Genomic DNA, 15,582 nt, shown 5'->3' on the forward strand with positions numbered 1-15,582 from the left:
CGCGCCAGGGAAACCTGCCGCGGCTTTTGTTTTTTCCGAAAGGTTGCGAAGAATGACTCTCAAAGAACAAATCACCGAAGACATGAAGACGGCGATGCGCGCCAAGGATTCGGAACGCCTGGGCACCATCCGCCTGCTGCTCGCGGCCCTGAAGCAGAAAGAAGTCGACGAGCGCGTGGAGCTCGACGACGCCATGGTCATCGCCATCGTCGACAAGATGGTCAAGCAGCGCAAGGACTCGATCGCCGCGTTCACCACCGGCGGTCGCATCGACCTGGCCGACAAGGAAGCCGCCGAGATCAAGGTGCTCGAGGTGTACCAGCCCCAGCGCATGAGCGCCGACGAAGTCGCCACCGCGGTGAAGGCCATCGTGGCCGAACTCGGCGCGGCCGGCCCCGGCGACATGGGCAAGGTGATGGGCGTGGTCAAGACGCGCCTGGCCGGCAAGGCCGACATGGGCCAGGTCAGCGCCGCGGTCAAGGCTGCCCTCACGGGCGCCTGAGGCGGCCACCGCCATGAAGAACGGCAGCAGCAGCCCGCTCGGCGCCGCGCCCGTCGCGATGATCCCGAAGGCCTGCGCCTGCCTGGTCGATGCGCGGGGCCGGCTGCTGGTGTTCCGTCACCCCGAAGACGGCAACATGCAGCTGCCCAAGGGCACCATCGAGCCCGGCGAGTCGCCCGAGGCGGCCGTGCGGCGCGAGCTGCTCGAAGAATCGGGCCTGGTGTTCGCCGGCCGGCTGGAGTCGCTGGGCACGCTGGAGCGCGAATGCGAGGCCGGTGTCGAAGGCAACACGCACCGCCATCCGCAGCGCTGGCACATCTTCCTGATGCGCGACCCACGCGACCTGCCCGAGACCTTCGAGCACATGGCCACGGGCAGCCCTGAAGAAGAAGGCCTGGTGTTCTCGTTCTACTGGCTCGAGGCGGACGCGGCCATCGAAGACTTCGCCCTGCCCTACCGCCAGACCATCGAGCGCGTGCGCGAAGCCTTGCTCGCCGCCGGCTGACCGATCACATGACGGCGCGCAGCGCCATGTACGCCCCCAGCAGCGCCAGCCCGATCAGAAAGCAGCGCCGGAACACGGCCACCGGCAGCCGCTGCCGCAGCCAGGTGCCCAGCACCATGCCGCCGACGGCCGGCACCAGCATCGCGACCGACCCGCCCAGCACCGCCGCCGGGTAGCTCCCGTTCGCCGCCAGCCCCAGCGCCAGCACCACGGTCGAGGTGGTGAACGAGATGCCCATCGCCTGGATCAGCCCATCGCGCTGGAAACCGAGCGCTTGAAGGTACGGCACGGCCGGCACCGCGAACACGCCGGTCACGGCCGTCACCAAACCCGTCGCAGCGCCCACCATGGGCCCCAGCCAGCGCGCCTGTGCGTCGCTCACGTGCAGCTGCCGCCCCGTCAGCCCCCACAGCGCATAGATCACCAGCGCCACGCCGAGCGCCAGCGAGGCCCAGGCCCCGGCCGGTACGCCCAGCCACCACGCCCCGGCGAGCGTGCCCACCACGACGCCGGCCTGCATGCGACCGATGCGGCGGAACACCGCGCCGAAGCTGGCGCGCGGTCCGGTCTGCCAGAGGTTGGTGACCAGCGACGGCACGATCAACAACGCCGCCGCCTGCGCGGGCGACATCCACAGCGCGAGCAACGCCATCGCCACGGTCGGCAGCCCGAGGCCGATCACGCCCTTGATCAGGCCGGCCAGCAGGAACACCGCGGCAGCCGCCGCCCACAGGCCCATCGAATCGTTGAACATCGTCATCGCCGCGGAGTCTGCCGACCGGCGCTGGGGCTGGAAATGCGGCTTTCGCGCAGCCAGCCTCAGGCACAGGCTGAGGCTGGCGTGCTACCTTGCGGCTCACCATGCGATTCGATCTGACCGACCTGCGGCTCTTTCTCCACGTCGTCGAAGCCGGCAGCCTCACGGCCGGCGCCGGCCGCTCGCACATGACGCTGGCCTCGGCCAGCCAGCGTGTGCGCGGCATGGAAGACGCGCTCGGCACGCCGCTGCTCACCCGCCACGCGCAGGGCGTGCGCCCCACCGAGGCCGGCCGCACGCTGCTGCACCATGCGCGCGTCGTGCTGCAGCAGATGGAACGGTTGCGCGGTGAACTCGGCGAATACGGCCAGGGCCTCAAGGGCCACGTGCGCTTCATGTGCGGCACCTCGGCGCTCACCGAGCACCTGCCCGAGGTGCTGAGCCGCTTCCTCGCCGAGCATCCGCGCATCTCGGTCGACCTCGAGGAGCGCGCCAGCCCCGACACCGTGGAAGCCCTGCGCAGCGGCCTGTGCGACATCGGCATCGTCTCCGACGCCATCGAGAGCGACGGCCTCGAATGCCACCCCTTCCGCCGCGACGACCTCGTGCTCGTGATGCCGCGCGGCCACGCGCTGGCCGGCCGGCGCCGCGTGCACCTGGCCGAGGTGGTCGACAGCGAGTTCGTCGGCCTGCCCGCCGACAGCGCGCTGCAACAGCTGATCACCGGGCATGCGCGCGCACTCGCCAGGCACCTGGCCTACCGCGTGCGCGTGCGCAACTTCGAGGCCGTGTGCCGCATGGTCGAGTACGGCATCGGCGTGGGCATCGTGCCGCAGACCGCGGCCGAGCGCTGCGCCCGTTCGATGAAGATCGCGCGCGCCTCGCTCGCCGACCCGTGGGCCGAGCGCACGCTGATGGCCTGCGTGCGCTCATCGGAAGACCTGCCGCTCAATGCGCGGCGCATGCTCGACTACCTCATCGCGCCACCGCCGCCGACGGACGCTACGCGGAAGTGACCGGCCGCCCCTGCTGCGCGCGCGCCGCAACGAAAGCCTCGAAGGCCTCGCTGCTGGTCTTGCGCGGCACGTATCCGAACTGGGTCTTCAGCGCGGTGTTCAGCAGCACCGGCCGGTAGCGCAGAAAGTCGAGCTGCTCGGGCCCGTAGCGGCTCACGCCCAATGCCGAGCCCGCGGCCAGCGCCGCCTGCAGCACGCCGGCCGGCCAGGCGATGGCGCGCTTGCCCAGGCGCGCGGCAATCTCGTGGATCGTGAGCGCACCGTCGCCCGCGAGGTTGTAGCAACCGGACGGTGCGCCGCCGAGCGCATGGGCGATGGCGCCGGTCACGTCTTCGTCCCACACGAACACGAAAGGGCTGTCGCTGCCGCGGATGGCGATCAGCCGTTTCTTCTCGAACAGCGCGGTGATCTGGTTGTCGACGCGCTCGCCGAGGATGGTGCCGATGCGCAGCACCGTCTGCGCCAGCGCGGGATGTTGCGTGCGACAGTCGGCCAGCATCTCTTCCACCTGCCGCTTGTGGTCGGCATAGGCGAACACCGGGTTGCCGCGCAGCGGCTGCGACTCGGTGATCCAGGCCGGGTTGTCCGCGTGGTAGCCGTAGGCCGCGCCGCTCGACGACACCACGATGTGGCCCACGCCGCGCGCCACGCAGGCTTCGAGCACGTTGCGCGTGCCGCCCACGTCCACCGAATGCTCGAAGGCGCGGTTCGAGTCCTTGCCGGGCGTGACGATCGACGCGAGGTGCACCACCGTGTCGATCGCGTGCGCGGCGAGCACGTCGGCGATGCCGTCGTCGCGCACGTCCTGCTGCAGGTAGACCACGCCGGGCAGTCGCCGCGCGGCGGGCACCTCGCGCACGTCGAGTGCCACCAGGGTTTCGAACGTGCCTTGCGCGGCCAATGCGGCGAGCACACTGCGCCCGAGAAAACCATCACCGCCGGTGACCAGCACGCGCTGCGCGTGCGCCTTCCACACTTCGCTCATGGCGTCGCAGGCTTGCGCCCCCACCAGCTCGCCAGCGCCAGGCCCGCGATGATGTCCCAAAAGCCCCACACGCCGGCCACCACCGCCATGCCGCCGAGCCCGCCGAAGAAGCTGAAGATCAGCACCAGCCCGAGCCCCGCATTGCGGATGCCCACTTCGATGGATACCGCGCGCCGGTCGTAGTCGCCCAGCCCCGAGAGCCGCGCGCAGAGGTAGCCGGTCCCGAAGGCCAGCGCGTCGTGAATGACGACCGCCAGCAGCACCAGTCCCACGTAGTCGAGAAAGTAGCGCCAGTTGCCCGCGATGGCGCCGACGATGAAAGCGATCAGCGCCAGGAAGCTCAGGATGCGCGCCGGCTTCTTGATACGCGCCGTGAACCTGGGCAGCTGGTGCGCGCAGGCCACGCCCAGCACGAAGGGAATGCCGATGATCATCACGATGTGGCCCAGCATGTCGAGCGGGTCGAGCGCGATGGTCTTGAGCAGCACCGAGGCCGTGGGATGCAGGCCACCCCAGAACGCGAAGTTCAGCGGCATCACCACGATGGAGAGCGCGTTCGAGATCGCCGTCATCGACACCGACAGCGCCACGTTGCCGCCCGCGCGGTGCGTGAGGATCTGCGAGATGTTGCCCGGCGGGCAGCAGGCCACGAGGATCATGCCCAGCGCGATGCTCGGGCCCGGCTGCAGGATCAGCGTGAGCACGAAGGTCACGGCCGGCAGCACCACGAACTGCGCGCCGATGCCCACCGCCATCGCGCCGGGCATGCGCGCCACGCGCTTGAAGTCGTCGATGCGCGTGTCCAGCGCAATGCCGAACATCAGGAAGCCCAGCACCACGTTGAGCAGCACCAGCGAGGCCGGGTTGAAGTGCAGGCGGATCTCGTCGACAGGCAGCATGCGGAGAACCTCGTGAAGAAAGACGATCGGTCAGTCAGCCAACGCAGCGGCGGCCTGGCGCACGGCCGCGCGGTAGGTGTCCTTGTGGACGTAGTACGCCATGCGCTCCAGCTGCAGGTACTTGAAGCCGCCCGACAGATCGGGCGGCGGCCCCTGCACAGCCGCGCGCAACGCCACTGCCTTGGGCGAGCCCGTCGCGTGCGCACGGAAGTAGCGCGCCAGCAGCTCGGCCTGCTCGTAGCGCCCCTGCCAACCGATGCCGCTCGCCTCGATCATGCCGAGCACGCCCAGCGTCTCGAAGCGCGGCGAAAAAATGTTGAGGTACAGGCGCGGCGCCATGCCCTGCCAGTTGAGCAGCTCGCGGTCGATGAACGGGTAGTGCAGCGCATAGCCCGTGGCCGTGAGGATCAGGTCGTAGTCGCGCGCACTGCCGTCCTTGAAGTGCACGGTGCGCCCCGCGAGCCGCGCGATGTCGGCCCGTACGCCGATGTCGCCATGGCCCACGTGGTGCAGCACCAGCGAGTTCACCACCGGGTGCGACTCGTACATCCTGTAGTCGGGCTTCGGAAAACCGAAACGCACCGGGTCGCCGGTGAACCACTGCAGCACGGTGGCGTCGACCTTCTGCTTGAGCCACGGCGGCAGCGGGCGCTTGCCGCCCAGCGTGTCGGCCGGTTTGCCGAACACGTACTTGGGCACGAAGTAGTAGCCGCGCCGCACCGAGATGTCCACGCTCTGCGCGTAGTGCACCGCATCGACCGCGATGTCGCAGCCCGAGTTGCCCGCGCCGACGATCAGCACGCGCTTGTCCTTGAAGAGCTCCGCGTGCTTGTAGCTGCTGGTGTGCAGCAGCTCGCCGTCGAAGTGGCCTTCGAACTGCGGATGCTTGGGCTCTGAGAGCGTGCCGTTGGCAATCACCACGCCCTTGTACTCGTCGGTCTCGACCGTGCCGTCGGGCGCTTCGACGCTCACGCGCCAGCGCGTGTCGGGCGCATCGCTCACCGGCTCCACGCGCAGCACGCGGGTGCCGAAGCGGAAGTGCGCGCGCAGGCCGAAGCGGTCGGCAAAGTCGCTGAAGTAGCGACGCAGCTCGCGGTGGCTCGGGTAGTCGGCCACGGTGTCGGCCATCGGGAACTCGGCGAACTCGGTCGTGCGCTTGCTCGAGATCAGATGGGCCGAGTGGTAGACCGTGGAGCGCGGGTTGTCGATGTCCCAGAGGCCGCCCACGTCGCTGTGCGCCTCGAAACCCTGGAACGGAACGCCGAGCTTCTGCAGATTGCGGGCGCCCGCCAGGCCCGAGGGCCCGGCGCCGATGAGGGCGATCTGTTCGTGCGTGGGAACGGTGGCGGCGGCAGCGGAAGGCGTCATCGGCGGGGAGGTTCTTTCTCTTTCTGGGAATTCAAACCGGGGATGGCGGTGGCACCCGCCTCGCCCACGCGCGGCTTGCGCGGCTGCCCGCGCAGCAGGCGGTCGTGCAGCGGCGCGGGCAACAGGTCGAGCGCTTTCGACAGCCACCCAATGCGCCGCGGCAGCACGATCTTTTCGCGCCGCGCTGCAAGGCCCGCCAGCAGCTGGTGCGCCGCCGCATCGGCTTCGAGCAGCCCCGGCATCGCGAAGCGGTTGCCGGCCGTGAGCGCGGTGCGGATGTAGCCCGGGCTCACCGTGTGCACCGTGAGCCCCGTACCGCGCAGTTCGGCGCGCAGACTTTCGAGGTAACGGATCAGGCCGCCCTTGCTCGCGCAGTACGCGCCGTTGCCCGGCATGCCATGCCAGCCCGCGATGCTGGCCACGCCGACGAGCGCACCGCGGCCCTGGTCGCGCATCGGCTGAACGAAGGGCTGGAAGGTGGTGGCCGCGCCGAGCAGGTTGATCTCGAGCATGCGGCGGAACACGGCCAGGTCGTCGGCCTCGGCGGTGTCGAAACCGCCGGCCACGCCCGCGTTGGCGATCACGAGATCAGGCGGGCCGAAGCGCTGCATCCAGTCGGTGGCCATGGCCTGCATGGCGGGGCCGTCGGACACGTCGGGCGTGTAGACCTTGCAGCGCGCCTCAGCCGGCGCGGCGAGCGCCGCGAGGCGTGCAGTGTCGAGCCCGACCAGCGCCACGCGCGCGCCGTGACCGATCAGCTCACGCGCCAGTGCCTGCCCGAGACCGCCGCAGGCACCGGTGAGAACGACATTGCGAAACGGCAAGAGCATGGGCAAGGAAGCGCGCAAGGCGGCGAGTGGCAAAGCGCAGCCACTGTAGCCGCGCCCTGCCACCGCATTCCCCAGCGTTTCCCCTTGCCCTGCGCCCTTGCAAGGCGTTCAGGCCGCTTCGGCGGCGGGAAATTCGATCTGGATCTTTACATCCGTGACGCGCCCGGCCGCAGCCTCTTCGAAGGCGGCGATGCCGTCCTCGAACGCGAAGGTGCGCGAGATGAAGGGCTTCACATCGACCTGCCCCGACGCGATGAGCGCCAGCGCGCGCGGGAAGATGTTGGCGTAGCGGAACACCGACTCGATGCGCGCCTCTTTCGCCTGGATCGCGACGATGTCGAAAGCCACCTTGGCGGCGGGTATGCCCACCAGCACGAGGCAGCCGCCGGGGCACAGCAGGTCGAACACGTTGTCGAAGGCGCGCACGCTGCCGCTGGCTTCGAAGACCACGTTCGCGCCCCAGCCGTCGGTGAGTGCCTGCACGGTGTCGGCGAGGCTCGTGCTGCGCACGTCGACCGTCGTCACCGCCGGGTTGTTCGCGAACAGCGCCAGCTTCTCGGGCACGAGGTCGGCCAGGATCACGCGTGCTGCGCCGCCCGCGAGCGCGGCCAGCGCGGTCATCGCGCCGATGGTGCCGGCGCCGATGACCACCGCCACGTCGCCCGGCTTCAGCGCCGCCTTCTTCGCGGCCTGCAGGCCGATGGCCAGCGGCTCGACGATGGCGCCTTCGCCGAAGCTCACGTTGTCGGGCAGGCGGAAGGTGAAGGCCGCCGGGTGCACCACGTAGGGCGTGAGGCAGCCGTGGATCGGCGGCGTGGCCCAGAAGCGCACCGCAGGGTCGAGGTTGTAGAAGCCTTCGCGCACGGCGCGCGAGTCCATGTCGGGAACACCGGGCTCCATGCAGACGCGGTCGCCGGGCTTCAGGTGCGTGACTTCCGCGCCCACCTCTGCCACCACGCCCGAGGCCTCGTGCCCGAGGATCATGGGCGCATCGACAACATAGGGGCCGATGCCGCCGTGCTGGTAGTAGTGAACATCGCTGCCGCACACACCCACGGTGTGCATGCGGATCTTCACATCGCGCGGGCCGACGTGCAGCGCCACGTCGATGTCGCGCAGCGTGATCTCGTGCGCCTTTTCCAGAACCAGTGCTTTCATTGAATCTTTCCGGGAGGTGTGTGTGAAGGGGGTGCTGCAACTCAGTGCAGCGCAGGGTCCGAACGCAGCAGCGAGGCGCCCGTCGCGATATCGAACAGGTGCACCTGCTGCGCATCGGCGACCACCTGCAGGCGCTCGCCCAGCCGCGGGCCGCCCGCGGACGGCAGGAGCACGGCGATTTCTTCGTTGCCCTGGCCGATGCTCACGAGCACTTCGTTGCCGAGGTATTCGACGAGCAGCACGTCGCCCGCGAAGCCGCCCTGGCGCCCGCCGTCGGTGTCGATGCGCAGATGCGCGGGGCGCACGCCCAGCGTCACGCGGTCGCGGCCGTCGAGCGCGAAGCGGCGCGCATCCACGCGCACCGAACCGCCACCGCCGCGCAACTCGCACCGGCCATCGTCCAGGTCGTTCACCGACATCTCCATCAGGTTCATCGGCGGCGTGCCGATGAAGCCGGCCACGAAGGCCGAACGCGGGCGCTCGAAGATTTCCTGCGGCGAGCCGACCTGCTCGATGCGCCCGTCGCGCAGCAGCACGATGCGATCGGCCAGCGTCATGGCCTCGTGCTGGTCGTGCGTGACGTACACGGTGGTGGTCTTCAGCGTCTGGTGCAGCTTCGCGATCTCGATGCGCATGTGGTTGCGCAGCTTGGCATCGAGGTTCGACAAGGGCTCGTCGAACAGGAACACCTTCGGCGTCTTGATCATGGCGCGCGCAATCGCCACGCGCTGCTGCTGGCCACCCGACAGTTCGGTGGGCTTGCGCTCGAGGTAGCGCTCCAGGCCCAGCGTGTCCGACACCTCGCGCACGCGCAGGTCGATCTCGGCGCGCGGCACCTTCTGGCGCTTGAGCCCGAACGCGATGTTGTCGCGCACCGTCATGTGCGGATACAGCGCGTAGTTCTGGAACACCATGGCGATGCCGCGCTCCTGCGGCGGCAGGTCGTTCACGCGCTGGCCGCCGATGTGCAGGTCGCCGCCGCTGATGTCTTCCAGACCCGCGAGCATGCGCAGGATGGTCGACTTGCCGCAGCCCGAAGGCCCGAGGAACACGACGAACTCGTTCTGCGCGACTTCCAGGTCGAATTCGTGAACGACCTGTGTTTCCCCGTAGCGCTTGATGATGTGGTGACAGCGGATTGCAGACATTTTTTGTTTTGGAGAAGAAGTGACGGCGGTGCTCATGAAGCCTCCCGCTTGCGCTTGAACGCCGCATTGAGAAAGCCACTGAGCACGCCCACCATGAGCAGCGGCGGCAGCGACAGCAGGATGACCGAGGCATTCAAGATGCCCCAGGGCACATCGCGCCCGAGCTGGCTGAGTTCCGAGGCCACGATGGGCAGCGTCTTGGCCTCGGAGGTGGTGAGCATCAGCGCGATGAGGAACTCGTTCCACACCAGCACGAAGCCGAAGGCGATGGCGCCCACGAGCGAACGCGCGGCAATCGGCAGCGCGATGCGAAAGAAGATCGCGTAGGGCCCGTAGCCGTCGACGCGGCCCGCCTCTTCCACTTCTTTGGGCACCGCCTTGAAGGCCGGAATGGCGAGCCAGATCACGGTCGAGAGCGTGAGCAGCGTGTAGGTGGCAATGAGCGCCACGCGCGTGTCGTACAGCTCCAGCTGCAGCCAGATCACCATGAGCGGAATCGCCACCGCCACGGGCGGCAAAAAGCGCATCGACAGCACGAAGAACTGGATGTCGTTGCCCCAGCGCAGCGGGTAGCGCGCCAACGCGTAGGCGGCGGGCAGGCCCAGCAGCGCGCCGATGATCACCGCCGCGCCGACCACCACGATCGAGTTGAGCAGCCCCGCGCCCACGGCCTCGCGGTTCAGCACGTAGAGGTAGTTGTCCAGCGTGGGCGTGAAGAAGAACTTCGGCACCGACGAGACGATGTCGACCCGGTTCTTGAACGAGTTCAGAAAGGTCCACAGCACGGGCACAAGTGCCGAGAGCCCGGCCGCGATGAGTGCCAGCCGCGCCAGCAAGGTTCCGATGGCAAAGTTCTTCATGACGGCTTGGTCCATTTCCAGATGTAGGTGAACGCGACCGTCGAGGCGACCATCATCAGCACCGCCATGCTCGACGCGTACGAGATGCGGCCCGACTCGATGAAGCCCTGCGAGAAGGCGTACATGTCGAGCGTCTCGGTCGAGATGCCGGGGCCGCCGCGCGTCATCACGTAGATGAGGTCGAAGGCGCGCAGCGACTCGACCATCTTCACGAAGGTCAGGCTGATGAGCGGCGCCTTCAGCATCGGCAGCGCCACGTAGGCGTACACCTCCCACGTTTTCGCGTGGTCCAGGCGCGCGGCCTCGAAGGGCTGCGGCGGCAAGGTCTCGAGCAGCTTCAGCACGATGACGGCGAAGAACAGGCCCCACTGCCACACGTCGACGAAGGCCACCGTCAGCAGCGCCAGCAGCGGGTCGGCAAACAGGTCGAGCGGCTCGCCGGTGATCGCCTTGTACGGCCAGGTCACGAGGCCGAACAGCGGATGGAAGGCGAACTTCCAGACGAAGGCAGCCGACACGCGCGGCAGCAGCACCGGCACGATGAACAGCATCGACAGCACCTGGCGCCAGCGCGGCGTGGTGCAGCGGTGCATCAGCGTGCCCATGAGCACGGCCAGGGCCATGGTGGCGCTGACGGTCAGCACCTCCCACACCAGCGACACGCGCACCGAGTTCAGAAAGCGCCGGTCGGAGAACAGCTGCACGTAGTTGCTGAACCAGACCCAGGCCGTGTCGGCCTGGCCCAGCTCGCGGTCCTGCAGCGAGATGGCGATGGCGAACACGGTCGGCACCAGCGCCAGGACTGCCAGCACGAGCAGCCCTGGCCCGATGAACACGGCCGGCAGCCGTGTTTTGTGGGAACGCATGCTCACTTCTTGCGACGCGCGATCAGCTGCTTGGCGTAGGCGTCGAGTTCGTCGAGCCCGCCCTGGATGTCGGTGCGCGAACCGGTGATCAGCTCTTCAAGAATGATGCCCCAGCGGTCGCCCAGGTCGGGCCAGGCCGGGTCTTGCCAGAAGTTCACCGCCGTGACCTTGCCGGTGTCGGCGAGCGCCTTGCCCAGGTCGGCGCCGTAGCGCTTGGCGAAGGCCGGGCTGCTCAGCACACTGGTGCGGTTGAGTTCGCCGAACTGGCCTTCCGCCAGGCGGCGCTGCTCGTTCTCCTTGGAGGTGGCCCACGCGATGAACAGGCCCGCGCACTTTTTGGCGTCTTCGGTCTTGTTGGCGCGCGCGCCGATGGCCAGGCCGTGGCCGTAGCCGCCGCCGGTGAGCGGCGTGGGCGGCACGGCGTAGGCGATCTTGCCGACCACGGTCGACATCTTGGGGTCGAGCGCGTTGCCTGCGAGCGGCGTCGATTCGACCAGGATCGCAACCTTGCCGGCCAGGAAGGCGCCGGTCGATTCGTCCCAGCCGCCGGTCTTGGTGCCGGGCGCGGAGTACTTGAAGAGGTCGAGGTAGGTCTGGGTCGCCTTCACGGCGGCGGGCGAGTTGAAGACCGGCTTGTCGCCGTCGAACCACTGGCCGCCGTAGCCGCGGAAGAACGGCATCCAGCGCCACACATTGGCCCCCGAGCCGCGCTGGCCGCGCAGCGCCACGCCGTAGACACCGTTGGCCGGGTCGTTGAGCTTCTTCACGGCCGCCACGAACTCGTCGAGCGTGGCCGGCGGCTTGATGCCCGCCTTCTCGAGCAAATCTTTGCGATAGACCATGAGGTCACCGCCGCCGGTGAGCGGCGCAAACCAGGTCTGGCCCGCGAAGCTCGCGACCTTCTGGCGGCCGGCGTCGAAGTCGGCGTAGTCGTAGCTGGCCGGGTAGTACGGCGTGAGCGGCACGATCCACTTCGACTGGACGAACTGCGCCACGTTGGCCTCGTCGACGTAGTACACGTGGTACTTGCCGACCGTGGATGCATCGGCGCGCGACTTGGCACGGCGGTCGTTCTCGTTGAGGTTGTCCACGCTGAACGAGGCACCGCTGAGGCGCTTGAACTCGTCCTTCGATTTCTCGAGCAGCGTCAGGCCTTCACGCGGCTGCGACAGGACGCGCACGTCCTCCTTGCAGACCTGGGCCAGCGCGGCGGGCGCCAGCGTGGCGAGCGCCAGCGCGAGGCCAGCCAGACGGTACGTGGGGGGAAGCGGCATGTCGTGTCTCCTTCGTTGTCGGTGCAAATTGCCGGCGAAATGTCGGCAAATGCAACGAAACGAAGGTTAGGCGGCCGGTCCGGCGAGCCGCGTACATGCCCACCGGGCACCTGATACTTTGACGCCAAGCCCTCTCGGGGTTTCGCCCGAGAGGCAAACCCGTATCAGGGCGGGATCAGGCGGCCAGAGGCGTGTTGTGCGCGCTACGCAGGCCGAAACGGCCCTGCGCCTGCTGCCGGTAGGCCGAGGGCGTCATGCCCTTGAGCTGCAGGAAGCGGCGGTTGAAGTTGGCCAGGTTCGCAAAGCCCACCTCGTAGCAGATCTCGCTCACCAGCCGGTCGGACACCTGCAGCATCTCGCAGGCCTTGGTGATGCGCAGCCGCGTGACGAAGTCGGTGAAGGTGCTGCCCATGTGCTTGTGGAAGTAGCGCGAGAAGCTGCTTTCGGCCATGTTGGCGATGGCCGACACGGCGGGCAGCGACAGCTCTTCGGCCAGATGGGCGTGCAGGTGGTCGAGCACGCGACGCATGCGGGTGTTGGCCGTGGGGTCTTCGTCGGTCGGCTCGGCGTTGCTGGAAATCTGGCGCCAGTCGCTCCAGTTCGCGAGTTCGTGCAGCAGGCCGATGAACTCCGACAGCCGCGCCATGCCCTCCTGCTTCTGCACGCGCACGAAGCGCTCGCGCACGATGTCGCCGATGCCGAAGAACTCGATGCCCAGCCTGGCGCGGTCGAGCATCGGCAGCACGGTTTCGAGCTCGGGGAACAGGTCGACGCCCTTGCGCAGCGGCTCGTCGCGGAAGTGGATCACCATGCTGCGGTTCGGCACGCCCTCGGGCGGCACGTCGTGCGAGATCCAGGTGTGGGGCAGGCGCCCGCCCACCAGGGCCACGTAGCCGGGCTCGAAATGGCCGATGTGGTTGCCGACGAAGGCGTCGCCGCTGGTGCGGTTGATGCACTGCAGCTCGAACTCGTCGTGGTAGTGCCAGCAGTCGAAGGGCCAGGGCACGCCGTGCTGCAGGCAGCGCACCGAGCTGCTGCCCGCCGGCTCGAAGCCCAGGCGCGGGTCACGCAGGAGTTCGTGCTCGAGAGCCGGCTTGCGCACGGCGCTGTGTTTGCTCATGTCCAGTCCCCCTGTATTTGAAATGGGAGGCCGTCGAGCCAGCACCGTTGCCGGGGCGGCGCCTGTCAGGCGCCGGCCACCTTCATGCGGTTGACCAGGATCGACCCCGTGGTTTTTGCGCCGAAAGTGTAAGCATCTGCGCCAATCGCCTCGATTCCCATCAGCATGTCGCGCAAATTGCCGGCAATTGTGATTTCTTCCACCGGAAAGGCAATTCGGCCCTTTTCCACCCAGAACCCGCTGGCGCCGCGCGAGTAGTCGCCGGTCACGTAGTTCACGCCCTGCCCCATCAGCTCGATGACGAACAGGCCCGTGCCGAGCTTGGCGAGCATGGCGTCGAGGTCGTCGCCGTGCTTCGTGAGGCGCGAGCTCAGCGTCAGGTTGTGCGAGCCGCCGGCGTTGCCGGTGGTCTTCATGCCCAGCTTGCGTGCCGAGTAGGTCGACAGAAAGTAGCCTTCGAGGCGGCCGGCATCGACCACCTTGCGTGCGCGGGTGACCACGCCTTCGTCGTCGAACGGCGAGCTGCCCTTGCCGCGCATCACGTGCGGGTCTTCGGCAATGTCGACGTGCTTGGGCAGCACCGGCTTGCCCAGCGAATCGAGCAGGAAGGTGCTCTTGCGGTACAGCGCCCCGCCGCTCACGGCCTGCACCAGCCCGCCCAGCAGGCCCACGGCCAGCGGCGACTCGAACAGCACCGGGCATTCGACCGTCTTGATCTTGCGCGACTTCAGGCGGCTCAGCGCCCGTTCGGCGGCGTAGCGGCCCACGGCCTGCGGGCTGGCGAGTTCGTCGGCCGAGCGCATCGAGCTGTACCAGGCGTCGCGCTGCATGCCGTCGCCCTTGCCGGCGATGGGCGCCACCGAAATGGAGTGCCGCGAGCTGGCATAGCCGCCGCGGAAGCCGTGCGTGTGGGCGCTGAAGAAATGGCTCTGCTGCGCCGAGACACCGGCGCCTTCGCTGTTGGTGATGCGCTTGTCGGTCGACAGCGCCGCCGCCTCGCACTCCAGCGCCATGGCCGCGGCCTGCTCGCTGGTCACGGCCCAGGGGTGGAACAGGTCGAGCTCGGGGTGGACCTTGGCGATGTCGGCTTCGTCAGGCAGGCCGCTCACCGGGTCTTCGGCCGTGAATCGGGCGATGTCGAAGGCGGCTGCGGCGGTCTGCTGGATGGCCGCCTCGGAGAAGTCGGAGGTGCTGGCGTTGCCGCGGCGGTGGCCCACGTAGACCGTGATGCCCAGCGACTTGTCGCGGTTGCGCTCGACGTTCTCGAGTTCGCCCTTGCGCACCGAGACGCTCAGGCCGCAGCCCTCGGAGGCCTCGGCGCCGGCGTCGGTGGCTCCGAGCTTTTTGGCGTGGGCCAGGGCCGAATCGACCAGGTTTTCGAAGAAGGAACGGCTGTAGGCGAAGCCAGAATCGGCGCGCGAGGAGGATGTCGTCATGTGGTGGCTATGATACTTGCGCCCCCTGTTTCACGTTTTCCCTTCCGCGCCCCCTGTGCGCGTTGCAGCGCCGCACGGCGCAGCCCAGAATCCACCCCATGTCCCGCAAACCCAAAAAAGGCTATTTCGTCCGTGGCCACTTCGTTGCCGAAGGCAGCGAACTCGACCTTGAGCTCAAGCGCGAGCTCAAGGGCGGCACCGACGAAGCCAGCCGTACCGAACTCAAGCGCGAGAGCGACGAACTACAAAAGCTCGGCGAGGAGCTGCTCGGCCTGCGCGCGGCCCTGTTCGATGCGCTGCCGCTGGGCGAAAAGCTCGTCGATGCCATCACCGAGGCCAAGCGCATCACCAATTTCGAGGGCAAACGCCGCCAGATGCAGTTCATCGGCAAGCTGATGCGCAAGCTCGACGAGCCCACGCTCGAGGCCGTCAAGCTCGCGCTGGTCGAGCAGAACACCGTGCCGGCCGCCGAAGCCGCCGCGCTGCACGAGGCCGAGCGCTGGCGCGAACGCCTCATCGCCGACGACGACGCCCTCGGCGGCTGGATCGAAACCCACCCCGCCACCGACTCGCAGCAGCTGCGCGCCCTCGTGCGCCAGGCCCGCAAGGACCTGAAGTCCGGCCCCGCCGGCGAAGCGCCGCGCCAGAGCAAGGCCTACCGCGAGATCTTCCAGCTGGTGCGTGCGCAGCTGGCGGTGCATGGCGGCGCCGACCACGCCGAAGCGGCTGCGGCGCAAGACCGCGAAGAAGACGCGTGACGGCTTGTCCGGACTTTCTCCCTCTCCCGCTTGCGGGAGAGGGTCGGGGTGAGGGCCGAGGGCCTGTCCACCCGCACGCCCTTTCCATCGCACGCAACCC

General features: G+C 68.3%; 16 protein-coding genes. 4 read left to right on the plus strand and 12 right to left on the minus strand.

The window, feature by feature from the left end; all coding sequences use genetic code 11:
• Nucleotides 1-52 precede the first annotated feature (52 nt).
• The gene (locus IG196_RS20150) at nucleotides 53-502 is read left to right on the plus strand and encodes a GatB/YqeY domain-containing protein (RefSeq protein ID WP_101489676.1); all 450 of its coding nucleotides are present in this window, start codon (nucleotides 53-55) and stop codon (nucleotides 500-502) included.
• A gap of 13 nt (nucleotides 503-515) precedes the next feature.
• Nucleotides 516-1,007, plus strand: coding sequence for an NUDIX domain-containing protein (locus IG196_RS20155; RefSeq protein WP_225616743.1), 492 nt, complete (start codon nucleotides 516-518; stop codon nucleotides 1,005-1,007).
• Between the two features lie 4 nt (nucleotides 1,008-1,011).
• On the opposite strand, the gene IG196_RS20160 is transcribed toward IG196_RS20155, so the two are convergent.
• A complete protein-coding gene (locus tag IG196_RS20160) occupies nucleotides 1,012-1,767 on the minus strand; it encodes a sulfite exporter TauE/SafE family protein (protein WP_192192709.1) in 756 nt (251 codons plus the stop codon).
• A gap of 101 nt (nucleotides 1,768-1,868) precedes the next feature.
• On the opposite strand from IG196_RS20160, the gene IG196_RS20165 reads away from it, so the two are divergent.
• Nucleotides 1,869-2,780: a LysR family transcriptional regulator gene (locus IG196_RS20165; protein ID WP_192192711.1), complete on the plus strand. Its 912-nt coding sequence runs from the start codon at nucleotides 1,869-1,871 to the stop codon at nucleotides 2,778-2,780.
• On the opposite strand, the gene IG196_RS20170 is transcribed toward IG196_RS20165, so the two are convergent.
• The 11 genes from IG196_RS20170 to pmbA all read right to left on the minus strand — a co-directional run bounded on the left by IG196_RS20170 (nucleotide 2,767) and on the right by pmbA (nucleotide 14,724).
• Nucleotides 2,767-3,765, minus strand: coding sequence for an SDR family oxidoreductase (locus IG196_RS20170; protein WP_192192713.1), 999 nt, complete (start codon nucleotides 3,763-3,765; stop codon nucleotides 2,767-2,769). The two genes, IG196_RS20165 and IG196_RS20170, sit on opposite strands and share 14 nt — an antisense overlap.
• Nucleotides 3,762-4,664 carry a bile acid:sodium symporter family protein gene (locus tag IG196_RS20175; RefSeq protein WP_101489673.1) on the minus strand — a complete coding sequence of 301 codons (903 nt, stop codon included), beginning with the start codon at nucleotides 4,662-4,664 and terminating at the stop codon, nucleotides 3,762-3,764. The genes IG196_RS20170 and IG196_RS20175 overlap by 4 nt, the downstream gene beginning before the upstream one ends.
• A 30-nt stretch (nucleotides 4,665-4,694) precedes the next feature.
• Nucleotides 4,695-6,032 (minus strand): flavin-containing monooxygenase, encoded by a 1,338-nt coding sequence (locus IG196_RS20180; protein ID WP_192192714.1) that lies wholly within the window; start codon nucleotides 6,030-6,032, stop codon nucleotides 4,695-4,697.
• Nucleotides 6,029-6,862: an SDR family oxidoreductase gene (locus tag IG196_RS20185; protein ID WP_192192716.1), complete on the minus strand. Its 834-nt coding sequence runs from the start codon at nucleotides 6,860-6,862 to the stop codon at nucleotides 6,029-6,031. The genes IG196_RS20180 and IG196_RS20185 overlap by 4 nt, the downstream gene beginning before the upstream one ends.
• Before the next feature lie 108 nt (nucleotides 6,863-6,970).
• Nucleotides 6,971-8,020 (minus strand): NAD(P)-dependent alcohol dehydrogenase, encoded by a 1,050-nt coding sequence (locus IG196_RS20190; protein ID WP_192192718.1) that lies wholly within the window; start codon nucleotides 8,018-8,020, stop codon nucleotides 6,971-6,973.
• Between the two features lie 41 nt (nucleotides 8,021-8,061).
• Nucleotides 8,062-9,168, minus strand: a complete 1,107-nt coding sequence (locus tag IG196_RS20195; protein ID WP_192192720.1) for an ABC transporter ATP-binding protein — start codon at nucleotides 9,166-9,168, stop codon at nucleotides 8,062-8,064.
• A 32-nt stretch (nucleotides 9,169-9,200) separates the two neighbouring features.
• Complete coding sequence (locus IG196_RS20200; RefSeq protein WP_225617091.1) at nucleotides 9,201-10,013, minus strand: carbohydrate ABC transporter permease; 813 nt, start codon at nucleotides 10,011-10,013, stop codon at nucleotides 9,201-9,203.
• An 11-nt stretch (nucleotides 10,014-10,024) separates the two neighbouring features.
• Nucleotides 10,025-10,894 carry a carbohydrate ABC transporter permease gene (locus IG196_RS20205; protein ID WP_192192723.1) on the minus strand — a complete coding sequence of 290 codons (870 nt, stop codon included), beginning with the start codon at nucleotides 10,892-10,894 and terminating at the stop codon, nucleotides 10,025-10,027.
• Between the two features lie 2 nt (nucleotides 10,895-10,896).
• The gene (locus tag IG196_RS20210) at nucleotides 10,897-12,168 is read right to left on the minus strand and encodes an ABC transporter substrate-binding protein (protein ID WP_192192724.1); all 1,272 of its coding nucleotides are present in this window, start codon (nucleotides 12,166-12,168) and stop codon (nucleotides 10,897-10,899) included.
• Between the two features lie 175 nt (nucleotides 12,169-12,343).
• Nucleotides 12,344-13,288 (minus strand): helix-turn-helix domain-containing protein, encoded by a 945-nt coding sequence (locus tag IG196_RS20215; RefSeq protein ID WP_192192725.1) that lies wholly within the window; start codon nucleotides 13,286-13,288, stop codon nucleotides 12,344-12,346.
• A 65-nt stretch (nucleotides 13,289-13,353) separates the two neighbouring features.
• On the minus strand, nucleotides 13,354-14,724 hold the full coding sequence (gene pmbA, locus IG196_RS20220) for a metalloprotease PmbA (RefSeq protein ID WP_101489665.1): 1,371 nt from the start codon (nucleotides 14,722-14,724) through the stop codon (nucleotides 13,354-13,356).
• A 98-nt stretch (nucleotides 14,725-14,822) separates the two neighbouring features.
• Here pmbA and yjgA point away from each other — a divergent pair, with 98 nt between their 5' ends.
• The gene (gene yjgA, locus IG196_RS20225; RefSeq protein ID WP_192192726.1) at nucleotides 14,823-15,482 is read left to right on the plus strand and encodes a ribosome biogenesis factor YjgA; all 660 of its coding nucleotides are present in this window, start codon (nucleotides 14,823-14,825) and stop codon (nucleotides 15,480-15,482) included.
• Nucleotides 15,483-15,582: the final 100 nt, after the last annotated feature.

It is taken from the genome of Variovorax sp. 38R, assembly GCF_014843395.1.
Lineage (GTDB): Bacteria > Pseudomonadota > Gammaproteobacteria > Burkholderiales > Burkholderiaceae_C > Variovorax > Variovorax paradoxus_H.